Consider the following 23189-nt stretch of genomic DNA (forward strand, 5'->3'; position numbering starts at 1 on the left):
GAACTGGTGCTGAATCCCCGGCAGCGCCACGATGGCCTCATGACCGACGTCTCCTCCTCCGCCCCGCCCTCCACGAGGGACGCCCTCCTGCTGTGGGGCGCGATCGCGGTCACCGTCCTGCTCTGGGCGTCGGCCTTCGTCGGCATCCGCGCCACGACGGAGGACTTCGGCCCGGGCGCGCTGACCCTCGGCCGCATCGTGGTGGGGTCGCTCGCGCTCACGGTGGTGCGCGTCGTCCTCACCGCCCGGAGGCGCCGCTCGGAGGCGGCTCCGGATCCGCGCACGGCGGTCCCGCGCGGGCGCCTCCTCCTGCTCGTGCTGGGCTGGGGGGTCGCCTGGTTCGGGGTCTACAACCTGGCGTTGAACGCTGCGGAGCGGCACGTCGACGCGGGGACGGCGGCGCTGCTGGTGAACATCGCGCCGATGATCACCGCCGTGCTCGCCGGGCTGCTGCTGGGGGAGGGGTTCCCCCGCCGTCTCCTCGCCGGGATGCTCGTGGCGCTGACCGGCGTCGCGGTGATCGCGTTCTCCACCTCCACCGGGCAGTTCGACGTGATCGGCGTCGCCCTCGGCCTGGTCGCCGCCGTCGTCTACGGCAGCGCGGCGACCCTTCAGAAGCGCCTGCTGGGACGGATCGACGCACCGACGATGACCTGGCTCGGCTGCCTCGCCGGCACGGTCGCGTGCCTGCCCTTCGCCCCGGAGCTCGTCGAGGCGCTCGCCGCCGCTCCGCTCTCCTCGATCCTGGCCGTGGTCTACCTCGGGATCTTCCCGACGGCCGTCGCCTTCACGACGTGGGGGTACGTCCTCGCGCGCTCCAGCGCGGGTCGTACCGCGGCGTCCACCTACGCGGTGCCCGCGGTGGTCGTGCTGCTGTCCTGGCTCGTCCTGGGCGAGACCCCGCCGCTCGCCGCGCTGCTCGGAGGCGCGCTCGCCCTGGCCGGAGTCGCGGTGGCGACGCTGCGGAGGCGCCCGAAGGCGGTCTGACCGGCGGCGGATGCTCCTCCACAGCCGCCCGATCGCGTCGAGTCCTCGGACGAGGCGGCTCGCGGAGATCCCGCGGGAGGGCCCGGGATATGCTGGGCGGACGTTCATCCCAGTCGGCGCCGAGCGCCAGGAACGGTGAGGATCCCGATGACCGAGGCCCTGCAGCCGCCCGTCCAGAACGCCCTCTCGCTCACGCCTCCGGAGCCGGTGGCGGCGGTGCCGACCACCTCGGCGCCGTCGATCGCGCCGAAGGTGCCGGAAGCCGCACTGCCCGGCCTCGAGGCGAAGGTCGACGGCTACCTCGACACGCTCCTGGCGACGGAGTCCCGCAGCCCCGAGTTCGCGACGCGGGCCAACGACATCCGCACGATGGGCGACGCCGACATCCGCTCGGCCGCCGACTCGTCGAACCGGCTGCTGAGCACGCCGGTGCGCGCCCTCCAGGAGGGCGGGCTCTCCGAGGGGTCGACCATCGGCAAGACGCTGCTCGAGCTGCGCCGCACGGTGGAGGATCTGGACCCGTCCGAGGACAACCTGCAGAAGAAGATCCTGGGCTTCATCCCGTTCGGCAACAAGATCACCGACTACTTCCGCCGCTACGAGAGCGCCCAGTCGCACCTGAACGCGATCATCCAGGCCCTGTACGACGGGCAGGACGAGCTGCGGAAGGACAACGCGGCCCTGAATCTCGAGAAGCAGAACCTCTGGGAGACGATGACCCGTCTCAACGAGTACATCTACGTCGCCGAGCGGCTCGACGTGAAGCTCTCGGCGAAGATCGCCGAGCTCGACGCGACCGATCCGGAGCGGGCGAAGGCGCTGCGCGAGGACGTCCTCTTCTACGCGCGCCAGAAGCACCAGGACCTGCTGACCCAGCTGGCCGTGTCGATCCAGGGCTACCTCGCGATCGACGTCGTCATCAAGAACAACGTCGAGCTGATCAAGGGCGTCGACCGCGCGACGACCACGACCGTCTCGGCGCTGCGCACGGCGGTCATCGTGGCGCAGGCGCTCGCCAACCAGCGCCTCGTGCTCGATCAGATCACGGCGCTGAACACCACGACGTCCAACATGATCGAGGCCACCTCGCGCATGCTCGCCGACCAGTCGGCCTCGATCCAGTCGCAGGCCGCCTCGGCCACGGTAGGGCTGCCGCAGCTGCAGGCCGCGTTCGCGAACATCTACCAGACGATGGACTCGATCTCGGACTTCAAGATCAAGGCGCTCGACAGCATGGCCCAGACCGTCGGAGTCCTGCAGACCGAGACGGCGAAGGCCGGCGAGTACGTCGAGCGGGCCCGCCGCAGCAACTCGGACATCGACGCGACGTCCTCGCTCGATCTCGGCCGCTAGCCGATGGGCTGGTTCTCCCGCCTGTTCACGGGTGCCCCCGCGGCGCCGGAGGAGACCGCGCCCGCTCTGCCGAGCGTCCCGACGAGCGACGACATCCTCGCGGCGCTCGACAGGGTCGGCACGCGGACGGAGGGCCGGGTGCCCGGCATCGTCGCGGCGCGCATCCAGCGGATCGACGAGACGGTCCGCGAGATGGTGCCCCGTCTCGACCGCCTCGGCGGGATGAGCCGTCAGGGCCACACCGTTGTCGCGACCGCGACCAGCTACCTCCCCGAGGCGGTGGAGGGCTACCTCCGCCTGCCGAGGGACTTCGCCGACCGCCGCGCCGTGCACAGGGGGAAGACCTCGCTGATGATCCTCTGCGACCAGCTCGACCTCCTCGGAGGCACGCTCGACCGCATCTCGGACGCCGTCTCGCGACAGGACGCCTCGGCGCTGATCGCGCACGGGCAGTTCCTGGCCGAGAAGTTCACGGAGTCCTCGCTCTCCCCGAGCGGTCTCGACGCGCCTCCGCAGCCGGGAGCGCCGTCCGGATCCGGCTCGCTGACCCCGCCGAGCGCCTCGTGACCGCGCTCGCCCCGGCGCTGGACGCCCTCGTGCTCGCGGGGACGGCCGCCGGCCTCGACGCCGCGGCCGTCCGCGACGAGGGTGCGCGGCTGGCCGCCGCCGTCGCCGAGTCGATCCGCGGCGCCGGGCAGGACTGGCTCGCCGCGACCGGCGCGACGGGCGGTCTGGAGGCGTTCTTCACCGCCGCCTCGAGCGGCCGGCGCTGGCGGTCGGGGCCGACCGATCAGCTGGCCGCCCTGGTCGGCGCGGGCTCTCACCACTCCTCCGCCTACGCCCGCGCCCTGACCGAGGTCGTCTCGGCGGCCAGCGCTCTCGGCGACCCGGGCATCGGCGGCATCGCCTCCGCCTCCGCGACCGCCGCGGCCCAGCTCTCCGCCGTCCCGGGTGCTCGGGGCGCCGCTCCGACGACGAGCGGGGGAGCGCCGCACACGACCGGCCGGACGCCGGACGGTGCCGCGAGCGCCGACCTGCCGACCGGTCTGCCCGCCGGCGTGCCCGGGGTCGACGAGATCCTCGAGCGCCTCCGCCGGACCGAGCACGACGGTCCGCAGGACGAGCCGGCGCCCGCCGCCGCGGAGCCCGCCTCCGAGCCGGAGCCGCTCGACCCGCCGGAGTTCATCGACGACCTGCTCGCCGAGCTCGACGCGCTGATCGGCCTCGACCGGGTGAAGAGCGAGATCAAGCGGCAGACGCAGCTGCTCCGGATCGACACCCTGCGCCAGGCCGCCGGACTCAGCACGCCCACGCTCACCCGCCACCTCGTCTTCACGGGGAACCCCGGCACGGGCAAGACGACGGTGGCGCGGCTGGTCTCGCGGATCTACCGCTCGCTCGGCATCCTCTCGAAGGGCGTGCTCGTCGAGGTCGACCGATCGGAGCTGGTGGCCGGCTACCTCGGGCAGACCGCGACGAAGACCGCGGAGGTGATCGCCTCCGCGCGCGGCGGCGTCCTCTTCATCGACGAGGCCTACGCGCTCGCGCTCGACCAGTACGGCGCGGAGGCGGTCACCACCCTCGTGAAGGACATGGAGGACCACCGCGGCGACCTCGTCGTGATCGTCGCCGGCTACTCCGGGCCGATGCAGGGCTTCCTCGACACGAACCAGGGTCTCGCCAGCCGCTTCTCGACCACGATCGACTTCGCCGACTACTCCGACGACGAGCTCTCGGCGATCTTCGGCCGCCTCGCCGCCTCCGCGGACTTCGAGCCGACGGAGGAGGCGCTCGCCGCGTTCGCGGGCCTCGCCTCGGCGCAGCAGCGCACGGAGGCGTTCGGCAACGGGCGCTGGGTCCGCAACGTCCTCGACGCGGCGATCGCCCGGCACGCCTGGCGCCTCCGCGACGTGGAGGAGCCGACGCTCGACGAGCTGCGCATCCTGCTCCCCGAGGACGTGGTGGAGAGCCCCGAAGCCTCGAGCAGCCCGGACGGAGCCGGCGACGACGACGAGGGCGCGGTCGACGGCTCTGAGGAGGCCTTCGGGCAGGCGGACGCCGCCCCGAGCGGCACGGCCGTCCCCGTCACCGACGACCCCGAGGAGGAGAGCCGTTGAGCACCGCACCCGCCGCGCCGCCCGCGCAGAGGATCCCCGAGCCGCCCCTCGTCCAGGTCGCCAACCGGCCGGCGCAGCGGAAGCCGTCGCTGCTGGCCCGCGCGACCGCGACCACTCCGGCCACGCTGCGCCTCCTGCTCGCCCTGACGGCCCTGGCGGCCGTGCTGTTCGGCGTGTTCGCGCAGCAGGCAGGAGCGATGCAGGCGCGCGCCGCGACGACGGCCCGGGAGCAGTCGGCGCAGCTCCTCGGCGTGCAGAACGTCCGCACGCTGCTGGTGGACGCCAACGCGATCGCGGCCAACACCTTCCTCGTCGGCGGACTGGAGCCGACCGAGCTGCGGGCGTCGTACGTCTCGAGCCTCACCGGCGCCGCCTCCGCGATCGCCGGACTCTCGGCAGCCGACTCGGCGGACACCTGGGCCCTCGCCCGGGTCGCCAGCAGCATCACGACCTACAGCGGGCTGATCGAGCAGGCGCGGGCCAACAACCGGCAGGGCTTCCCCGTCGCCTCGGCGTATCTCGACCAGGCGTCGACGGCCCTCTCGGGAGACGGCGGCATCCTCGAGGACCTCGACGGACTCGTCGACTCCGGTGCCGACCGGGTCGCGGCCGCCTACGACGCCGTCCGCTGGAGCGTCCTGCTCATGATCGGCTCGCTCGTGATGCTGGTCCTTCTCCTGGCGGCGCAGCTCTGGCTCGCCCGCCGTACGCACCGCTACCTCAACCGCCCGCTCGCCACGGGGACCGCCCTCCTGCTGGTCGTCGGCGTCGGCGGGGCGCTCGCCTACGGATCGGTCGCGGCGGACGCGGGGACGGCGCGGGTCGAGTCCTACCGCGAGGCGCTCACCGTGTCGAACGCGCTCATCGCCGCGAGCGACGCCAAGTCGCTCGAGAGCTTCACGCTGATCAAGCGCGGCTCCGGCGCCGCCCTCGAGGAGCGCTACACCCAGGCCGTCGACTCCGCCCGGGAGAAGCTCTCGGGCGACCTGCAGGACGAGCTGGCGAGGACACGGCTCGTCGACGAGTTCGGGCAGTGGCAGTCGTTCCACGAGGAGATCCGGGAGGCGGACGACGCCGGGAACTGGGACCAGGCCGTCCGCGTCGCCACGATCACCGGGAACGGCACGCCGAACGAGCTCTTCACCACCTTCTCCGACGACGCCCGCGACGTGGTGCAGGAGAAGGCACTGGCCGCCGCCACCACGCTCGATCGAGGCGCGGAGTTCGCGACCCTCGTCTCGTGGATCCTGCTGGCGGCGGGTCTCGCCGGAGCCGTGTTCGCCTGGCGCGGCATCGCCCAGCGACTGGAGGAGTACCGATGAACCGCCTGCGCGCCGCCGCCCTCGCCCTGGCCACCGCCGCGGCTCTCGCCCTCACCGGCTGCACGACGGGGGCGGACGACCTCGGCACGCCCCTCGCCGCGGCGACCCCGACTCCGACGGCGAGCGCGTCCGCTCCCGCCGCTCCTGCCGCGGCGGACTGCTCGCCCTCGGCGGTCACCTCCTACGCGCCGACCGGCGTGACCGACAGCACCAGGCTCGCGGAGATCCGCGGGCGCGGGACCCTGCGCGTCGGCGTCTCGGCCGACACCCTCCTGATGAGCGCCCGCAACCCGATCACGGGGGCGATCGAGGGCTTCGACGTCGACATCGCCCGCGAGGTCGCCCGGGCGATCCTCGGCAGCGACTCCATCGACTACGTCGTGATCACCTCCGCTCAGCGCCTCCCCGCGCTCACCGGCGGCGACGGCGCCCCGCAGGTCGACATGGTGGCCCGCACCCTCACGATGACCTGCGATCGCTGGAGCTCGATCGCCTTCTCTTCCGAGTACTACGACGCCGGCCTCAAGGTGCTCGTCTCCGACGACCCCGACGGCGTCCCGATCACGGGCATCGGCGACCTCGGCGGCGAGAGGGTCTGCGCGCCCAGCGGCACCACGACGCTCAGCCGCCTGCAGAACGACTACCCGGAGGTCGAGGCCGTCGAGGCCGCCACGCACTCGCAGTGCCTCGCCCTCTTCCAGGCCGGCGAGGTCGACGCCATCGCGGGCGACGACACGATCCTCGCGGGCTTCGTGGCGCAGGATCCGTACGCGAAGGTCGTCGGCGACGCCCTGAGCTCGGAGCCCTACGGCCTCGGCCTGCCCGCCGACGACCCCGACTTCGTGCGCTTCGTCAACGCCTCGCTCGAGAGCATCCGCAGCGACGGCCGCTGGCAGAGCATCTACGAGCGCTGGCTCGGGGTCCTCGGCGAGGCCTCGCCGCCGGCCCCGGTGTACGGCCGATGAGCACCGGTCTCGCGGAGGGGACCCCCGTCGCTCCGGGCCGGCTGGGGGAGGCCGCGCCGCAGCGCGAGCTCTTCGAGTACCTCGCCGCTCTCACCCGCTGGCTCCAGCGGACCACGCGCGAGCTCTCGCGGCTGGACGCCGCCGCGCTGGCGTCGCCGCAGGCCGAGAACTACACGGCCGACGTGGTGCTCGCCCAGTCGCTCCGCGAGTCCGTCACCCGGCGCCTCGCCGAGCTCGAGGCGGTCTGGGACTCCGGCCGCGTCGACGTCGCGGCGCGCGAGCGGATGTCGCAGCTGATCTGGGGCCGTCTCGACGCCTCCGGGAGCGGCGCGGTCTCGCTGGTGGAGGCGGTGCGCCTCTGCGACGCGGTCGTCGGCCAGCTGCGCTCCCGGCTCGAGCTCGACCCCAGCGGCACCGACGTCGCCGGGCGGATCGTGGGGGTGCGCGCCGAGATCGAGCGCTGCCGCGACCTCACCCGTGACGGCGGCGGCACGGTCGACCGCGAGCGGGCGGAGCGGGTCGCCGTGCTGCGCTCCCGCCTCGACGCGCTCGCCGAGCGGGCGGGTCGGGGAGCCGACGTGTCGGGGCCGCTCGGCCAGCTCGAGAGCGACTCCGCCCGGCTCGAGCGCGACCTGATCATCGCCGCGTCCGAGCGGCGCGGACTCGAGCGCGACCGCCGTCGGGCGCGCGAGCTGGCGGAGGCGGCCGAGCGCCGCGAGGCGCCGCTGCGCGAGCTCGTGGCCCGCTGCCGCCGCGAGATCGCCGACCCGCCGCGGCTGGCCGTGCCCGACGTCTCCCGGCTGGGCGATCCTCCGTCCGACCGCGAGGCGCTCGACGCGCACCTCGCCCGCCTGACCGCCGTCGGCCGCGCGTTCGACGCGGTCGAGGCCGCTTACACCTCGCCGCTGCGCGAACGGGCCGCCCTCGGCTTCCGCCTCCGGGCGCTGCGGGAGCGTGCCGAGGGCAACGGCCGCGCTGCCACCGCCGTCGGCGTCGCGGCCGAGGAGGAGGTGCGCGCCGCTCTCGACGCGGTGCCCTGCTCCGTCCCGCTCGCCCGCCACCTGGTCGAGCAGTACGACGTCGTCACCCGCGACCTCCCGCACCCCGACCCCGCGCACCACCGGAAGGCCACTTTATGAACGGCGCCCCCTGCACCGCGACTCCCGGCTGCACCGGGACGATCGAGGACGGCTACTGCAACGTCTGCGGCCTCCCGCCCGAGGAGGGCGCCGCCGCCTCCACGCCGACCGCGCGCCGCGCCGCTCCGGCCTCCCCGCCGGCCACCGCCTCCGCCGCCTTCGGCACCGGCTTCGTCGAGGGCACCCCCGGCGCCACGGCACCCGGGCCCGCGGAGGAGTCGGCCACCGCGCGCAGCACGCGCACCTCCTCCGCCCGCCTCGCCACCGCCGCCCTCGGCTCCGCCCGCACGGCGCAGACCGGCTCGAAGGTCACCCGCCGCGTCGGCACCACCTCGACCCGACTGCGCGGCCCGAGGCTCGGCGCCGGGCTCACCACCGTCCCGTCCCGCCCGGCCGCCGACCCGATGGCCGCTCTGATGACCGAGGCGGTCCTCCCCGAGCGCAAGCGCTTCTGCTCGCACTGCGGCACGGCCGTCGGCCGCGGGCGCGACGGTCGGTCCGGCCGCACCGAGGGGTTCTGCCCCAACTGCCGCACGCCGTTCTCGTTCACTCCGCAGCTGGTGAAGGGCGACGTCGTCGGCGGCCAGTACGAGGTCGTCGGCTGCCTGGCCTACGGCGGCCTCGGCTGGATCTACCTCGCGCGCGACCGGAACGTCTCGGGGCGCTGGGTGGTGCTCAAGGGCCTGCTCAACTCCGGCGACCCCGATGCGTACGCGGCGGCCGTCACCGAGCGCCGGTTCCTGGCCGAGGTCGAGCACCCGCTGATCGTCGAGATCTACAACTTCGTCCTGCACGACGGCGCCGGCTACATCGTGATGGAGTACGTCGGCGGGCCGAGCCTCAAGCAGATCCTGAAGGAGCGGCTGGACGCCAACGGCGGCGCCGCGGATCCGCTGCCGGTGGACCAGGCGCTCGCCTTCGTGCTCGAGGTCATGCCCGCCTTCGCCTACCTGCACGACCACGGCCTGCTCTACTGCGACTTCAAGCCGGACAACATGATCCAGGTGGGCGACCAGGTCAAGCTGATCGACCTCGGCGGAGTGCGCCGGATCGACGACGAGGACTCCGCCATCTACGGCACCGTCGGCTACCAGGCTCCGGAGGTCGCCGACCTCGGTCCCTCGGTCGCCTCCGACGTCTACACGATCGGCCGCACGCTGGCCTCGCTGGTGCTCGACTTCCGCGGCAACCAGACGACCTTCGTCGCCTCGCTGCCGCCGGTGTCGGAGACGCCGCTGTTCCAGCGCTACGACTCCTTCTACCGCCTGATCGCGAAGGCGTGCGCTCCCGACCCGCAGGACCGCTTCGCCACGGTGGACGAGATGCGCGGCCAGCTGCTCGGGGTGCTGCGCGAGGTCGTCGCGACCGACCGCGGTCCCGGACACCCCGCGCTGCACTCGACGGAGTCGGCCCTGTTCGAGGCGCCCGTGGCCGACGTGGTCGACCGCGTCCCGCCGTGGGACGCGCTGCCGGCGCTCCGCCGCGACGAGTCCGATCCCGCCCGGTCGTGGCTCGCGGGCGTGAACGTCGCCGACCCGATCGTGCGCCTGCGCGCTCTCGCGCTCGCGCCCACCGTGACGGTCGAGGTGCGGCTCGCCCGCGCCCGGGCGGCGATCGAGGCGCAGCGCTGGGAGGAGGCGGCCCGCGCGACGGGCGAGATCCTCACGGAGGACCCGTGGGAGTGGCGGGCGGTCTGGATGAGCGGTCTCGCGCAGCTCGCGCGCGGCGACGACATCGGGGCCCGCGCCTCCTTCAACACCGTCTACGGGCAGGTCCCCGGCGAGCTCGCCCCGAAGCTCGCGCTCGCCGCGGCGTGCGAGGCGAGCGGTGAGCCCGAGGTCGCCGAGTCCCTCTACGTGATCTGCGCCCGCGCCGACGCGAACTACACGGCACCCGCCGCCTTCGGTCTCGCGCGGGTGCGGCAGCTGCGCTCCGACCTCGACGGGGCGCTCGACGCGCTCGACATCGTCGCGCCCACGCGCTCCTCCTACTCCGACGCGCGCCGCCGCCGGGCGGAGCTGCTGGCGGAGTCGGGCCGCGGGCTGCCCGCGCTCTCGGCCGCCCTCGCGAGCGTCGACTCCGTGTCGATCGACCAGCGGACCCGCCTCGAGCTCACGACCCAGGTCCTCGCCTCCGCCCTCGAGCTGGTGCGGCGCGACGGCCCGGCCGAGGGAGCGACCCTCGGTGGAGTCGAGGCGAACGAGGCCGCCATCCGCGACGGCCTCGAGGCCTCCTACCGCGCGCTCGCCGCCTCCACTCGCGAGCGCGACGAGCGCCTGCGCCTCGTCGACCGGGCCAACGAGGTCCGACGCTGGACGCTGACATGAGCGGCGCGCTGTCGACTCCCTGTCCGAACTGCGGCGAGCCGGTCACGACCGGCGACGCGTTCTGCGAGGCCTGCGGGACGCCGCTGATCGTCGCGGCCACCCCCTCCGCTCCGCCCGTCGCCGTCGGAGGATCCGCCGCCTGCGTCTACTGCGGGGGAGCGGTCGCCGAGGACGGCTACTGCGAGCAGTGCGGACGCCCCGCTCCGACCGAGCGCGAGCACTGGGCCGAAGCGCCGCACCCGCTGGTCGGCGGCGTCTGCGACCGCGGGCTCCGGCACCCGGCCAACGAGGACGCGATGGCGCTCGGGGCGGTCATTGGCGCCGACGGCTCTCTGAGGACGGCGCTGCTCGTGGTCTGCGACGGGGTCTCCTCGACCCCCGACTCCGACAAGGCGTCGCTCGCCGCGGCCCGTGCGGCACTCAGTGCGCTGCAGGCCGAGGTCGGCGGGGAGAGCGCGGGAGCGGACCGCTGGCGCGCGCTGCTGCAGATGGCCACCGCGCGCGCCTCCGGAGCGATCGACGCGGCCGTGCCCGAGAAGCGGTCGAATCCGCCCTCGTGCACCTTCACCGCGGCGGTGCTGGACGGCGCGCTGCTCGTCACGGGCAACGTGGGCGACAGCCGCAGCTACTGGATGCCGGACGCGGGCGAGCCGCGGCAGCTCACGGTCGACGATTCGTGGGCGCAGGAGCAGATCGCCTCGGGAGTGCCGCGGGAGCAGGCCGAGACGGCGCCCGACGCTCACGCCATCACCCGCTGGCTCGGCGCCGACGCGCACGACGAGGAGCCGCGGGTCGCCTCCGAGGAGCTGACCGAGCCGGGCTGGGTGCTGGTCTGCTCCGACGGGCTCTGGAACTACGCGTCCGCCGCCGAGGACCTCGCGCGCGTGCTGCGCGAGGCGCAGGAGAGGGTGGGCGCGGATCCGGTCACGCTCGCGGAGGCGCTGGTCGCCTGGGCGAACGAGCGCGGCGGGCACGACAACATCACGGCCGCGCTGGCGCGGTTCGACCCGGCGGGTGCGGCGGAGACTGCGGCTGAAGCGTCCGCTGCCGAGGTGAACGGTGAGGAGACCGGTACAGCCGAGCAGGATACCGCCGACGCCGGCGCCGCCGACCTCGGCGCTGCGGATCCCGGCGCTGCGGATCCCGGCGCTGCGGACCCGAGCGCGGCCGACCCCGCCGCCTCGAGCCCCGACGCGGCCACCCCCTCGCCCGACGCCGACGCCGACGCCTCCCGTCCCACCGACTGAGCGCGCCGATCCGTCCAGACCACCCCTCCACCGCTGGACGGATCGGCACCCCCGCGGCCGTGGTCACGCCCCTACAGTCGTCGCCATGAGCATCGCCGAGCCCGCCACCGCCCTGTCCGTCGTCGGCCACTGGATCGACGGGGCTCCCTCGGCCTCCTCGTCCGGCCGCACCGCTCCCGTCTACGACCCGGCGCTGGGAGTCGCGACCAAGGAGGTCGCGCTCGCCGACTCCGCCGAGGTGGACGCCGCCGTCGCCTCCGCGAAGGCCGCGTTCCCCGCCTGGCGCGACACGTCGCTCGCGAAGCGGCAGCAGATCGTCTTCCGCTTCCGCGAGCTCCTCGAGGCGAAGAAGCAGGAGCTCGCCGAGCTGATCACGTCGGAGCACGGCAAGGTCGTCTCGGACGCGCTGGGCGAGATCACCCGAGGGCAGGAGGTCGTGGAGTTCGCGACGGGGCTCGCGCACCACCTCAAGGGCGAGTACTCGGAGCAGGTCTCCACCGGCGTCGACGTCTACTCGACCAAGCAGCCGCTGGGCGTGGTCGGGATCATCTCCCCCTTCAACTTCCCGGCGATGGTGCCGATGTGGTTCTTCCCCATCGCCATCGCCGCCGGCAACACCGTCGTGGTGAAGCCCTCCGAGAAGGACCCGTCCTCGGCGATCTGGCTCGGCGCCCTCTGGAAGGAGGCCGGCCTCCCCGACGGCGTCTACACGGTGCTCAACGGCGACAAGCAGGCCGTCGACGGGCTGCTCGAGCACCCCGACGTGCGCTCGATCTCGTTCGTCGGCTCGACCCCGATCGCGCAGTACGTCTACGAGACGGGCACCCGCCACGGCAAGCGCGTCCAGGCCCTCGGTGGGGCGAAGAACCACATGCTGGTGCTCCCCGACGCGGACCTCGACCTCGTCGCCGACTCCGCCATCAACGCCGGTTTCGGCTCGGCGGGCGAGCGGTGCATGGCGATCTCGGTCGTCGTCGCGGTCGAGCCCGTCGCCGACGAGCTGATCGCGAAGATCCAGGAGCGGGCCGCGACCCTGCGCACCGGCGACGGACGCCGCGGCTGCGACATGGGTCCGCTGATCACCGAGGCGCACCGCGACAAGGTCGCCTCCTACATCGCGATCGCGGAGGAGGACGGCGCGGAGGTCGTCATCGACGGGCGCGGGATCGAGGTGGACGGCGACGCGAACGGCTTCTGGCTCGGCCCGACCCTGCTCGACAAGGTCCCCACGACCTCCCGCGCCTACACGGAGGAGATCTTCGGACCGGTGCTCTCCATCGTCCGCGTCGCCTCCTACGAGGAGGGCGTCGCCCTGATCAACAACGGCGCGTTCGGCAACGGCACGGCCATCTTCACCAACGACGGAGGAGCGGCCCGCCGCTTCCAGAACGAGGTCGAGGTCGGCATGATCGGCATCAACGTCCCCATCCCCGTCCCCGTCGCCACGTTCTCCTTCGGCGGATGGAAAGCGTCCCTCTTCGGCGACACCAAGGCCCACGGAGCCGAAGGCGTCCGCTTCTTCACCCAGCAGAAGGCCATCACCAGCCGCTGGCTCGACCCCTCCCACGGCGGCATCAACCTCGGGTTCCCGCAGCATTCCTAGGCTCTCTCCTCCTTCGTCGTCGATCGCCCGCAGTCGGCTCGGGAGGGTGGTCGGGTCTTGCAGAGCGTCGCGCGTTCCGCGCACGTCGATCCGCTGGGACGCGGATCACCGGTTGCGCTCAGCGGTGCTCGTGAGGCTCTCTCCTCCTGGCGTCGTCGATCGCCCGCAGTCGCGGCGCTGGTGAGCCTCTCTCCTCCCTCGTCGTCGATCGCCCGCAGTCAGCGTGGGAGGGTGGTTCCGTTCTCGAGGGCGTCGTGCGTTCCGCGCACGTCGATCCGCTGGGACGCGGATCACCGGTTGCGCTCCGCGCCGGCGGGAAGTGCTCGGTCGACCGGAGAGGCTCCTGAGCACCGCCGAGCGCAACCGGCGATCCGCGTGTGAGCGGATCGTCGTACGCGGTAAGCGACCCGCTCTTCCCATCGTTCCCACCTTCTGAGGCCGACCGCGGCCGATCGACGACGCCAGGAGGAGAGAGGCTTTTGAGCACCGCGCAACCGGCGATCCGCGTGGGAGCGGATCGTCGTGCGCGGTACGCAACCCGCTCTGCGGAACGCGACCACCCTCCCCGGCCGACCGCGGCCGATCGACGACGAAGGAGGAGAGAGGCTATGAGTGGAGCCGCAGCGCCGTCCAGAGCTCGGTGCGGGCGGAGACGTCGTCGAGGTCGAGGCCGAGGGCGCGCTCGACGGCGGTGATGCGGTTGCGGAGGGTGTGACGGTGCACGCCGAGGTCGCGGGCGGCGGGCTCCCAGGCGCCGTTGCGGCGGAGCCAGACGCGGGCGCTCTCGAGCAGCACGGCTCCCTCCGGGGTCAGCAGCGGTGCGAGCATCCGGCGGGCGAGCGGTGCGGCTCCGGCGGCGGCGAGGAGCCCGATCATCCCCTCTGCGGCGACGTCCTCGAAGCGGACCACCGTCCCGTCTCCCGTCCGCTCGGCGGCGCGCCGCGCCTCCTCGAGGCCCCGGTCCAGGTCCGACCATCCGATCGGGGCGGAGGCGCCGGCGCTCGCGCCGTGCCGCTCCAGCACGGCGGTCAGCGGCCCGAGTCCGTCGGCGGCGGCCACGGCGACGAGCGAGCCGTCCCTCTCGGCGAAGAACAGGCGCGCGCCGTCCTCCTCCGCCACGACCTCCAGCTCGTCGAGGAGCGAGTCGCCGTGCACGGGCGCGCTCAGCACGACCACCCGCACCGGCTCGGCGGGCAGCGGGCTCCCCAGGCGCCGTGCGGTGCTCTCGGCGACGTCGAAGGCTCCCGCGGCCAGCAGCTCGAGCAGTCCGGAGCGCAGCTGCCGACGGGAGGAGTCCAGCGCGCGCCGCTGCTCCAGCGCGATGCTCGCCAGCGCGATGACGCTCGCGACGAGGTCGCTGCCCGCCGGGTCCAGCGGCGTGCCCGTGCCCACGGCGAGCACCCCGCGCAGGTGGTCGCGGCGCCCGATCGTCTGCAGCGTCACTCCGCCGCCGTCGTCGAGTCGGAGTCCCGCTCGGCTGCCGCGGGTCAGGGCGTGCCTCGCGGCCGCGGCGACCGCCTCCTCCGCGGGCACGTCGAGCCGGGTGGGCAGGTGCACCCTCTGCCCGGCGGCGTCGTAGAGGGCGACCCAGCAGTCCAGCTGCCGCTCCAGCTCGGTGAGGATCGCCGCGAGCCCGTCCGGCCGCAGCGCCGCGCGGGCGACCCGCCGCTGCGCCTCGATCGACCACTCCAGCCGCTCGCGCTGCTCCCGCGAGATCACGTCGGCGACGAAGCGGATGATCCCCATGAACGGAGTCAGGTCCGCCACCTCCAGCAGCGGCAGGCCCTGGCGCTCGCACGCCGTGACGAGAGCGGCGGGCACCTCGTCGTGCACGATGCGGGTGGCGAAGCCGAGCGCGCGGATGCCGCGGCCGCGCAGCCGGGCGACGTACTCCTCCGAGAACTCGGCGCTGTCGTGCCCGGTGAAGTGGACGCCGTCGGTCAGCAGCAGCTGGCCCGACTCGAGCCAGGGCGTCGGATCGACGAGGTCCGAGGAGTGCGCCCACACCAGAGGGGCGTCGAGGTCGGCCTCGTCGTGGACGCCGGCGAGCACGCGGAGGCGGAAGGCCGGTTCGGCCAGCAGATCGCGGACGGTCGCGGGCATGCGCGGCTCCCTTCGACGTTCCGTCCATCGTAGGGTCCGCGGATCGACGGATCCGCACGCCCACTTCCGAGGCGCGCGCGGCACGATGGGGAGCATGACGTCCTCGACCGCCCCCACCGTCCGCGACAACGCCTCGGTCACCGCCGCAGACCGGTCCCGCGTGTTCCACTCCTGGTCGGCGCAGGGCGCGCTGAATCCGCTGCCGATCGCGGGCGGTCTCGGCGCCGAGGTCTGGGACGTCGACGGCACCCGCTACCTCGACTTCTCGAGCCAGCTCGTGAACGTCACCATCGGCTACCAGCACCCGAAGGTCGTCGCCGCGATCCAGGAGCAGGCGGGCGTCCTCACCACCGTCGGCCCCGCTTACGCGAACGAGACCCGCGCCGAGGCGGCCCGCCTGATCACCGAGCGGGCGCCCGAGGGCATGGAGAAGGTCTTCTTCACCAACGGCGGCGCGGACGCGAACGAGAACGCGATCCGCATGGCGCGGCTGTTCACCGGCCGCGACAAGGTCGTCTCGCTGTACCGCTCGTACCACGGCAACACGGGAGCGGCGATCGTCTCGACCGGCGACTGGCGCCGCATCCCCAACGAGTACTCCCGCGGGCACGTGCACGCCTTCGGGCCCTACCTGTACCGCAGCGAGTTCTGGGCCGAGAGCCTCGAGCAGGAGTGCGAGCGCGCCCTCCACCACCTCGAGCGCGTCGTGCAGGCGGAGGGGCCGGAGTCGATCGCCGCGTTCCTCCTCGAGACCATCCCCGGCACCGCCGGCGTGCTCACCCCGCCGCCCGGCTACCTCGCGGGTGTCCGCGAGATCGCCGACCGGTACGGCATCCAGCTGATCCTCGACGAGGTCATGGCGGGCTTCGGCCGCACGGGGGAGTGGTTCGCCTTCGACGCCTTCGACGTGCGCCCCGATCTGATCACCTTCGCGAAGGGCGTCAACTCCGGCTACGTCCCGATCGGCGGCGTCGTCATCTCGGATCCGATCGCCCACCACTTCGACGAGCGCGTCTTCCCCGGCGGTCTCACCTACTCGGGCCACCCGCTCGCCGCGGCCAGCGTCGTCGCGACGCTCCAGGCGATGGAGGAGGAGGGGATCGTCCACAACGCGCGCACCATCGGCTCGGAGCACCTGGCCCCCGGCCTGGCGGCGCTCGAGGCGAAGCACGACCTGATCGGCGAGGTCCGGGGCTCCGGAGTGTTCTGGGCGCTGGAGCTGGTCACCGACCGGGCCGCGCGCACCCCGCTGCCGGCGGCCTCCGTCGCCCGCCTCAAGGCCGACCTGCTGTCCCGCGGCCTTCTGCCCTTCACCGCCGACAACCGGATCCACGTGGTCCCGCCGGCCGTCATCACCCCCGCCGAGGTCGCCCGCGGCCTCGGCATCCTCGACGACGCCCTCACCGCCTTCAGCGGCTGACCGCACTCCGTTCCGCAGGCGGCGGCGTCCTCGCGAGGCGTGTCCGGGGATCGGTGGTTCAGCGGATCCGCGTCGCCGTGCGCGTCCCGCTCCTCGGGACCCGGCCGCGCGCTCGGGCCGACTGCGGGACGCCGCGAATGCAGCGGCGCCGTCGCGAGGCGTGTCCGGGGATCCGCGTTCCAGCGGATCCGCGTCGCCGTGCGCGTCCCGCTCCTCGGGACCCGGCCGCGCGCTCGGGCCGACTGCGGGACGCCGCGCGGGGAGCGGCGTCCTCGCGAGGCGTATCCGGGGATCCGCGTTCCAGCGGATCCGCGTCGCCGTGCGCGACCCGCTCCTCGGGACCCGGCCCCGCGCTGGAGCCGACTGCGGGACGCCGCGCGGGGAGCGGCGTCTTCGCGAGGCGTATCCGGGGATCCGCGTTCCAGCGGATCCGCGTCGCCGTACGTATCCCGCTCTTCGGGACCCGGCCGCGCGCTCGGGCCGACTGCGGGACGCCGCGCGGGGAGCGGCGTCCTAACCAGCACTGTGCAAGGCGAACGCCGTCACGAACCCGAGCACCGCGTACAGCCCGGTGAGCACGTCGTCGCGGTCGAACGCCTCGGGGATCATCGTGTTCGAGATCATGGCGAGGATCGCGCCGGCGGCGACGGTCGTCACGAAGGCCACGACCGCGCCGGGCGCGGTGGCGAAGACCAGAAAGCCGACCAGCGCTGCGGCGGCCGAGATCGCGGCGATCCCGCCCCAGACGGTGAAGACGTAGCGGGCGGAGCGGCCGTCGGCTTTCATGCCGACCGTCGAGGACAGGCCCTCGGGGAGGTTCGAGATCGCGACCGCGGCGACGATGGGCACGCTGATCGCCGCTCCCGCTCCGCCCTGGGCGACCGAGAGGCCGAGCACGATCGATTCGGGGACCCCGTCGATCAGGGCGCCGGCCGCGATGGCCGCGCCTCCTCCTCCGCCCGACCCCTTCGCGCTCTTGCGGTTCCCCGCGCCGGCGCGGGTGAGCAGCGCGTCCGCGCCGACGAAGACGACGGCTCCCGCGAGCGTGCCGAGGATCGTCGGGAGCAGTCCTCCGTCGTCCGCCGCTTCCTGCACGAGCTCGTAGGCGAGCGCCGAGATCAGCACCCCTGCTCCGAACGCCGAGATCGCGGCGGTGAGCTTCGGGGGCACGCGCACGAACCAGGCGAGCGCGGCGCCGATCAGGAGGGTGGCGCCGCCGATGGCGCCGCTGGCGAGGGCGAGGGTCCAGGGAGGCACGGCTCCACCCTGGCACCGGCGGCGTCCGGTCGCGGCGGGCTTGACGGGGGCGCTCCGGCGGCGCTCGACCCGCCTCCGCCCGCCCCGACAGCTGTCGTGCAGGCGTCGAGCCGCGATGCCCGGCCGATCCTCGGCGATGGAGGGCCGCTCGGGCCGGGCGTCCCCGTAAACTGCCGGAATGGCGGAGTTCAGCGCGAGTGTTTTCCAGAACGAGTTCCTCTCGGACGGCGCCACCGACGTGCACGCCATCGTCACGGTGACCGCGTCCGGCACGGGGGTCGCCGGGTCCGACGGGGCCGCGGCCGAGATCATCATCGTGGACTGCTCCGGATCGATGACCGGCGAGAACATGACGGCCGCGAAGCGCGCCGCCGCCGTGGCCGTCGACCAGATCCTGGACGGCACCTTCTTCGCCGTCGTGGCCGGGTCCGAGCGCGCCGACCGCGCCTTCCCGTACCCCAACGCCACCGTCTCGATGGTGCGGATGGAGCCGGGGGCGCGAGCCGCGGCGAAGGAGGCGATCGGCTACCTCCAGGCCGACGGCGGCACCGCGATGGGTACCTGGCTGACCCTCGCCCGCCAGCTGTTCGCGACCGTGCCGGAGGCGACGCAGAGGCACGCGATCCTCCTCACCGACGGCAAGAACGAGCACGAGTCGCGGATGCAGCTGGACGCGGCGATCCGCGCGGCGTCGGGCGACTTCCAGTGCGACGTGCGCGGCGTCGGCTCCCGCTGGATCGTCGAGGAGGCGCGCACCATCGCGAGCGCCCTGCTGGGCACCGTGGGCCTGATCGCGAACCCGGCCGACATGGCCGCCGACTTCGAGTCGCTGATGCGGGCGTCGATGGGCCGGGGAGTCGCCAACGGCGAGCTCCGCGTCTGGACTCCGCAGGGCGCGCAGCTGCTCTTCGTCCGCCAGGTCGCGCCGAACCTCGAGGACCTCAGCTCCCGGCGGAACGCCGTGAACCCGCTCACCGGCGCCTACCCGACCGGCGCCTGGGGCGACGAGTCGCGGGAATACCACGTGGCGGTCCGGGTCGCGTCGAAGCCGGTCGGCTCGGAGCAGCTCGCCGCGCGGGTGCAGCTCAGCGTGCGCGACGAGGTGGTCGCCTCCGCCCTGGTGAAGGCGCGCTGGACGGACGACTCCGCCCTGACCGCCCGCATCGACCCCGCCGTCGCCCACTACACCGGCCAGACCGAGCTCGCCTCGGCGATCCAGGACGGGCTCGCGGCCAAGGCGCGGGGCGACGAGGCGACCGCCACGGTCAAACTCGGGCGGGCGGTGCAGCTCGCCTCCGTCACAGGGAACGACGAGGCGACCGCGAAGCTGCGGAAGGTCGTCGAGATCGACAACCCGAACGAGGGCACCGTGCGGCTCAAGCGCGGCGTGGACCGCCTCGACGAGATGGCGCTGGACACCGCGTCGACCAAGACCACGCGGGTGCGCAAGTGAGCTTCCGCTGTCCCGAGGGGCACACCTCCCAGTCCGGCGACTACTGCGACGTCTGCGGGGCGCCCATCGGTGCCGCTGCGGCCCCGTCGCCCGCTCCCGCCGCGCCGACCACCGCGATCCCGACCGGCCCCTCGGTCTGCCCGCACTGCTCGTTCCCGAACGAGCCCGGCGCCCTGTTCTGCGAGAACTGCGGCTACGACTTCACGACCGGCTCCCTCCCCGAGGCCGATCCGTTCACCTCCTCCGGCGCCGTCCGCGCTCCGGGCGAGGTCGGCGGCTCCGCGACGCCGTCGGGGGACCCGGCCCAGCACCTGGGCGAGGCGCCCGCGCCGCAGGCCGATCCCGCGGCTCCGACCGAGCTGGTCCCGGAGCAGGAGGCCGGCTTCGACACCCCCGTCGCGACCGCGCCGCCCGCCGCTCCGCCGACCGAGGTGATCCCGGAGGCCCCTGCACCCGAGGCCGCAGCCCCCGACCCGGCACCCGGGGCCTCGGCGTCGGAGGAGGAGGCTGCGTCCGCGCCGGCCACCGGCTCCGCCCGCCCCGCCGCCGCCTCCGCGGACCCGGACCGCCCGTGGATCGCCGAGCTCTGGGTCGACCCGGAGTGGTACGCCGAGCAGCGCGCCGACGACCCCATGCCCTCGCCCGGCCCGCCCGCGACCGTCGTCCTCCGCGAGCGGACCCTGCTCGTCGGCCGCCCGTCCGTCTCCCGCGGCATCTCGCCGCAGGTGGACTGCGGCTCCGACTCCGGTGTCTCGCGGCGCCACTGCCAGCTGAGCACCGACGGCTACCGCTGGTGGGTCGAGGATCTGCAGTCGGCGAACGGCACGTACCTCGCCCCGGCCGGGGCTGCGCTCCCGCAGTCGCCGATCGCCGCCGGTCAGCGCCGCGAGGTCGAGGAGGGCGATCGGATCTACGTGGGCGCCTGGACGCGGATCGTGCTCCGTCCCGCGTTCCCCGGCGAGGCCTAGGGCCCCGCGCCCGGTCGTTCAGCGACCGGCGAGCGCTCCGAGCATCCACGACAGCGCCGCGATCGCGCCGACGCCGACCACGCTCGAGCCGATGATCACGGAGCGCCGGATCCGTGCCGCGCGCGAGTCCGAGGCGGTCGGCGCGCCCGAAGCCGAGCCCGTCGTCATCCCGCCGCGGAGCCGGTGCGCGACCTCGTCGGCGGTCGGACGCTTCTCCGGGTCCCTCTGTGTCATCGAGGTCAGCAGCGCCCGCCACTCCGCCGGCAGGGTGTCGGGCACGGAGGGGCTGCGGTGGAGGCGGGCGATCGCCGCCTCGAGGACGGTGCCCGAGTACTCCCGGTGACCGGTGATCGCCTCGAGGAGGACCAGGCCGAGGGAGAAGACGTCGCTCGCTCCGCTGATCGGCTCGCCCGCGACCTGCTCCGGGCTGACGAAGCTCGCGGTGCCGATCACGACGCCGTCGCTGGTCAGGCGGGAGCCGTCCATGAAGTGGGCCACGCCGAAGTCGGTGAGCTTGGCGGTGCGGGTGTAGCCGCTGGAGGCGACCTCGCTGACCAGGATGTTCGCGGGCTTCACGTCGCGGTGCACGACGCCGCGCTCGTGCAGGTAGGCCAGGGCCTCCGCGAGCTGTGTGCCGATCGCCGCGACCTCCGCCGCCGGGAGGGGGCCGGACTCGAGCCGCGCCTCCATCGTGGGGTCGGCGACGAGCTCCATCACGACGTAGCGGCGGACCTCGCCGCCGAAGTTGTGCAGCCCCGCGTCGAAGAGGTTGACGATGCCGGGGTGGGCGAAGGAGCTCAGCATCCGCACCTCGCGCTCCTGGCGGGCCACGTCCTCGGGGTTCGAGGCCTCCGCGCGGAACACCTTCACGGCGACCTCGCGCTGCACGGTCTCGTCGCGGGCCCGGTAGACCGAGCCCATCCCGCCGGAGCCGATGCGCTCGATCAGGTAGTAGCGGCCGGCCACCTTCTGCTGGGCGGCGTTCGCGGCGACGGTACTCATGGCGATCCCGCCTTCCGCTCGAACGGTGCGCTCCGGAGCGCACGAGGTGGGCGCCTGCGACGACGGTACCGCGGGGCGGCGCCGGCCGGGTCGGCGGAACGGGGGGATTGACACTCCCGGCCCCGGACGGGGGGACGAATGGCCGCTCAGTGCACCGATCGGCATCCCCCGCCGCGGGGTCAGCGGAGGCCGCTGCGCGCGAAGCCCTGCACGAAGTAGCGCTGGAACACCAGGAACAGCACCACCATCGGCACGACGTTCACCAGGGCGAACGCCATGGTCGCTCCGTAGTCGCTGCCGAACTGCCCCTGGAGGAAGAGCAGCCCGATCGGGAGCGTGAACAGCGCGTTCTCCTTCAGGGCGATGAGCGGCCAGGCGAAGTCGTTCCAGGAGCCGAGCAGCGACATGAAGAAGAGCACGGCGATGAGCGGCTTCGAGAGGGGGAGGACGATGGCCGTGAACACGCGGAAGTGCCCGGCGCCGTCGATCCGGGCCGCCTCGATCAGGTCCCGCGGGATCGCGAGGATGAACTGCCGCGCCAGGAACAGCCCGAACGCCGACGCCGCCGTCGGCAGGATCACCGCCCAGTAGCTCCCGTAGAGGCCGAGGTCGGTGACGAGCCGGAACAGCGCCACCATGATCACCTGCACGGGCAGGGTGAGCGTCGACAGGGCCAGGAGGAAGAGCACGCCGGATCCGCGGAACCGCAGCTGCGCGAAGGCGTAGCCGCCGAGCAGGTTGATCGTCACGGTGATCAGGGCGGTGACCAGGCTGATCGCGAGGGAGTTGCCGAACCAGGTCGCCACGGGGAACGACGAGAACACCCGCTCGAAGTTCACCAGCGTCAGCTCGCGCGGCCAGAGGCGGAGGGTGCCGCCGAGCAGCTCGGACCGCGAGGAGAACGCGACGACGACCATCCAGTACAGCGGGAAGACGATGACCACCGAGACACCGAGGGCGAGGGCGAGGCGGAGCAGGCGCGAGGTGCGCGACGTGCGGATCATTCGACGAGGTCCCTCGAGCGGTTGGTGCGCCACTGCACCGCGGTGAAGATCATGGTCAGGATCAGCAGCACGATGCCGATGGCCGCGGCGTAGCCCTGGTCGCGGGTGACGAACCCGGTGTCGTAGGCGTAGGTCACGAGCACCGAGGTCGCGTTCTGCGGTCCGCCGCCGGTGAGCACGAAGACGATGTCGAACACCTGGAACGAGTAGATGACGTTGAGGATGAGCAGGAAGAACGACGACGGGCCGACCAGCGGCAGCGTCACGTGGCGGAACTGCTGCCACGCGTTCGCTCCGTCGAGCCGGGCCGCCTCGTAGAGCGCCGGGTTCACCCCCTGCAGCCCCGCCAGGTAGATCAGCATGTTGAAGCCGGTGCGCCACCACAGGGTGACGAGCACCACGGAGGCGAAGGCCGCCGCTCCGCCGGACTGCCAGGCGATGCGGGGGAGGCCGATCGTCTGGAGCATGCCGTCGAGCACGCCGCTGTTCTCGTCGAAGATCAGCACGCCCATCAGCGCCGTCGCCACTCCGGAGACCGCCATCGGCAGGATGAGGATGCTGCGGAACACCGGCCGCGCGGGCAGCACCGAGTTCATCAGCACCGCCGCGCCGAGGCCCAGCGCCATCGAGAGCGGGGTCACGATCAGGGTGAACAGCGCCGTGTTCAACGTCGAGCGCCAGAAGAGGCCGTCGCCGAGCAGCCGCGCGTAGTTGTCGAGTCCGACGAAGACGCCGTCGCCGAAGCCGTTCGTGCGCTGGAAGCCGATCAGGAACGCGCCGCCCAGGGGGACGAACACGAACAGGCCGAGCATCAGCAGGTTCGGCGCGAGGAACGCGTAGGCGGCCGCCGTCTCGCGCCGAACCTGCTGATGCTCGGCCTGTTCGTGTTCGTCCCCCTGGGCGGCGCGTTCCTGATCGGCTT

The 23189-nt window shown here is 73.5% G+C and carries 18 protein-coding genes; 13 read left to right on the top strand and 5 right to left on the bottom strand.

Annotation, left to right across the window (positions count from 1 at the left end):
* Positions 1-39 precede the first annotated feature (39 nt).
* The 10 genes from C5D09_RS11660 (at position 40) to C5D09_RS11705 (ending at position 13060) form a co-directional block, all read left to right on the top strand.
* Positions 40-987 (top strand): DMT family transporter, encoded by a 948-nt coding sequence (locus C5D09_RS11660; protein ID WP_104249861.1) that lies wholly within the window; start codon positions 40-42, stop codon positions 985-987.
* Positions 988-1134: 147 nt separating this feature from the next.
* Positions 1135-2340 (top strand): toxic anion resistance protein, encoded by a 1206-nt coding sequence (locus tag C5D09_RS11665; protein WP_104223833.1) that lies wholly within the window; start codon positions 1135-1137, stop codon positions 2338-2340.
* Positions 2341-2343: 3 nt separating this feature from the next.
* Positions 2344-2907: a hypothetical protein gene (locus C5D09_RS11670; protein ID WP_104267137.1), complete on the top strand. Its 564-nt coding sequence runs from the start codon at positions 2344-2346 to the stop codon at positions 2905-2907.
* A complete protein-coding gene (locus tag C5D09_RS11675) occupies positions 2904-4457 on the top strand; it encodes an AAA family ATPase (protein WP_258066988.1) in 1554 nt (517 codons plus the stop codon). The genes C5D09_RS11670 and C5D09_RS11675 overlap by 4 nt, the downstream gene beginning before the upstream one ends.
* The gene (locus tag C5D09_RS11680; protein WP_104269370.1) at positions 4454-5779 is read left to right on the top strand and encodes a hypothetical protein; all 1326 of its coding nucleotides are present in this window, start codon (positions 4454-4456) and stop codon (positions 5777-5779) included. Before C5D09_RS11675 ends, C5D09_RS11680 begins: the two co-directional genes overlap by 4 nt.
* Positions 5776-6744, top strand: a complete 969-nt coding sequence (locus tag C5D09_RS11685) for a glutamate ABC transporter substrate-binding protein (protein WP_104249858.1) — start codon at positions 5776-5778, stop codon at positions 6742-6744. The genes C5D09_RS11680 and C5D09_RS11685 overlap by 4 nt, the downstream gene beginning before the upstream one ends.
* On the top strand, positions 6741-7883 hold the full coding sequence (locus tag C5D09_RS11690; protein WP_104269371.1) for a hypothetical protein: 1143 nt from the start codon (positions 6741-6743) through the stop codon (positions 7881-7883). Before C5D09_RS11685 ends, C5D09_RS11690 begins: the two co-directional genes overlap by 4 nt.
* Positions 7880-10210 carry a serine/threonine-protein kinase gene (locus tag C5D09_RS11695; RefSeq protein WP_104269372.1) on the top strand — a complete coding sequence of 777 codons (2331 nt, stop codon included), beginning with the start codon at positions 7880-7882 and terminating at the stop codon, positions 10208-10210. Before C5D09_RS11690 ends, C5D09_RS11695 begins: the two co-directional genes overlap by 4 nt.
* Positions 10207-11457: a PP2C family serine/threonine-protein phosphatase gene (locus tag C5D09_RS11700; protein WP_104269373.1), complete on the top strand. Its 1251-nt coding sequence runs from the start codon at positions 10207-10209 to the stop codon at positions 11455-11457. Before C5D09_RS11695 ends, C5D09_RS11700 begins: the two co-directional genes overlap by 4 nt.
* 85 nt (positions 11458-11542) lie before the next feature.
* Positions 11543-13060 (top strand): CoA-acylating methylmalonate-semialdehyde dehydrogenase, encoded by a 1518-nt coding sequence (locus C5D09_RS11705; protein ID WP_104269374.1) that lies wholly within the window; start codon positions 11543-11545, stop codon positions 13058-13060.
* A 606-nt stretch (positions 13061-13666) separates the two neighbouring features.
* Here the strand turns inward: C5D09_RS11705 and C5D09_RS11710 are convergent.
* Positions 13667-15163 carry a PucR family transcriptional regulator gene (locus C5D09_RS11710; RefSeq protein WP_181135039.1) on the bottom strand — a complete coding sequence of 499 codons (1497 nt, stop codon included), beginning with the start codon at positions 15161-15163 and terminating at the stop codon, positions 13667-13669.
* 94 nt (positions 15164-15257) lie between these two features.
* Between C5D09_RS11710 and C5D09_RS11715 the strand changes: the two genes are divergently transcribed.
* On the top strand, positions 15258-16583 hold the full coding sequence (locus tag C5D09_RS11715) for an aspartate aminotransferase family protein (protein WP_104269376.1): 1326 nt from the start codon (positions 15258-15260) through the stop codon (positions 16581-16583).
* A gap of 513 nt (positions 16584-17096) precedes the next feature.
* Here the strand turns inward: C5D09_RS11715 and C5D09_RS11720 are convergent.
* Positions 17097-17840 carry a ZIP family metal transporter gene (locus C5D09_RS11720; protein ID WP_104223842.1) on the bottom strand — a complete coding sequence of 248 codons (744 nt, stop codon included), beginning with the start codon at positions 17838-17840 and terminating at the stop codon, positions 17097-17099.
* A gap of 178 nt (positions 17841-18018) precedes the next feature.
* Between C5D09_RS11720 and C5D09_RS11725 the strand changes: the two genes are divergently transcribed.
* Together C5D09_RS11725 and C5D09_RS11730 are read left to right on the top strand one after the other, a co-directional pair.
* The gene (locus C5D09_RS11725) at positions 18019-19293 is read left to right on the top strand and encodes a VWA domain-containing protein (RefSeq protein ID WP_104238603.1); all 1275 of its coding nucleotides are present in this window, start codon (positions 18019-18021) and stop codon (positions 19291-19293) included.
* Entirely contained in the window at positions 19290-20261 is a 972-nt protein-coding gene (locus C5D09_RS11730) for an FHA domain-containing protein (RefSeq protein WP_104269377.1), read from the top strand. The genes C5D09_RS11725 and C5D09_RS11730 overlap by 4 nt, the downstream gene beginning before the upstream one ends.
* 18 nt (positions 20262-20279) lie before the next feature.
* Here the strand turns inward: C5D09_RS11730 and C5D09_RS11735 are convergent, their stop codons facing one another.
* The 3 genes from C5D09_RS11735 to C5D09_RS11745 form a co-directional block, all read right to left on the bottom strand.
* Positions 20280-21263, bottom strand: coding sequence for a serine/threonine-protein kinase (locus tag C5D09_RS11735; protein WP_104309863.1), 984 nt, complete (start codon positions 21261-21263; stop codon positions 20280-20282).
* Positions 21264-21442: 179 nt separating this feature from the next.
* Positions 21443-22267, bottom strand: coding sequence for a carbohydrate ABC transporter permease (locus tag C5D09_RS11740; protein WP_104223846.1), 825 nt, complete (start codon positions 22265-22267; stop codon positions 21443-21445).
* The coding region (locus C5D09_RS11745; protein WP_308471886.1) for a sugar ABC transporter permease at positions 22264-23189 on the bottom strand (926 nt) is incomplete at its 5' end. The genes C5D09_RS11745 and C5D09_RS11740, both read right to left, overlap by 4 nt.

It is taken from the genome of Rathayibacter sp. AY1C9 (genome assembly GCF_002932315.1).
Lineage (GTDB): Bacteria > Actinomycetota > Actinomycetes > Actinomycetales > Microbacteriaceae > Rathayibacter.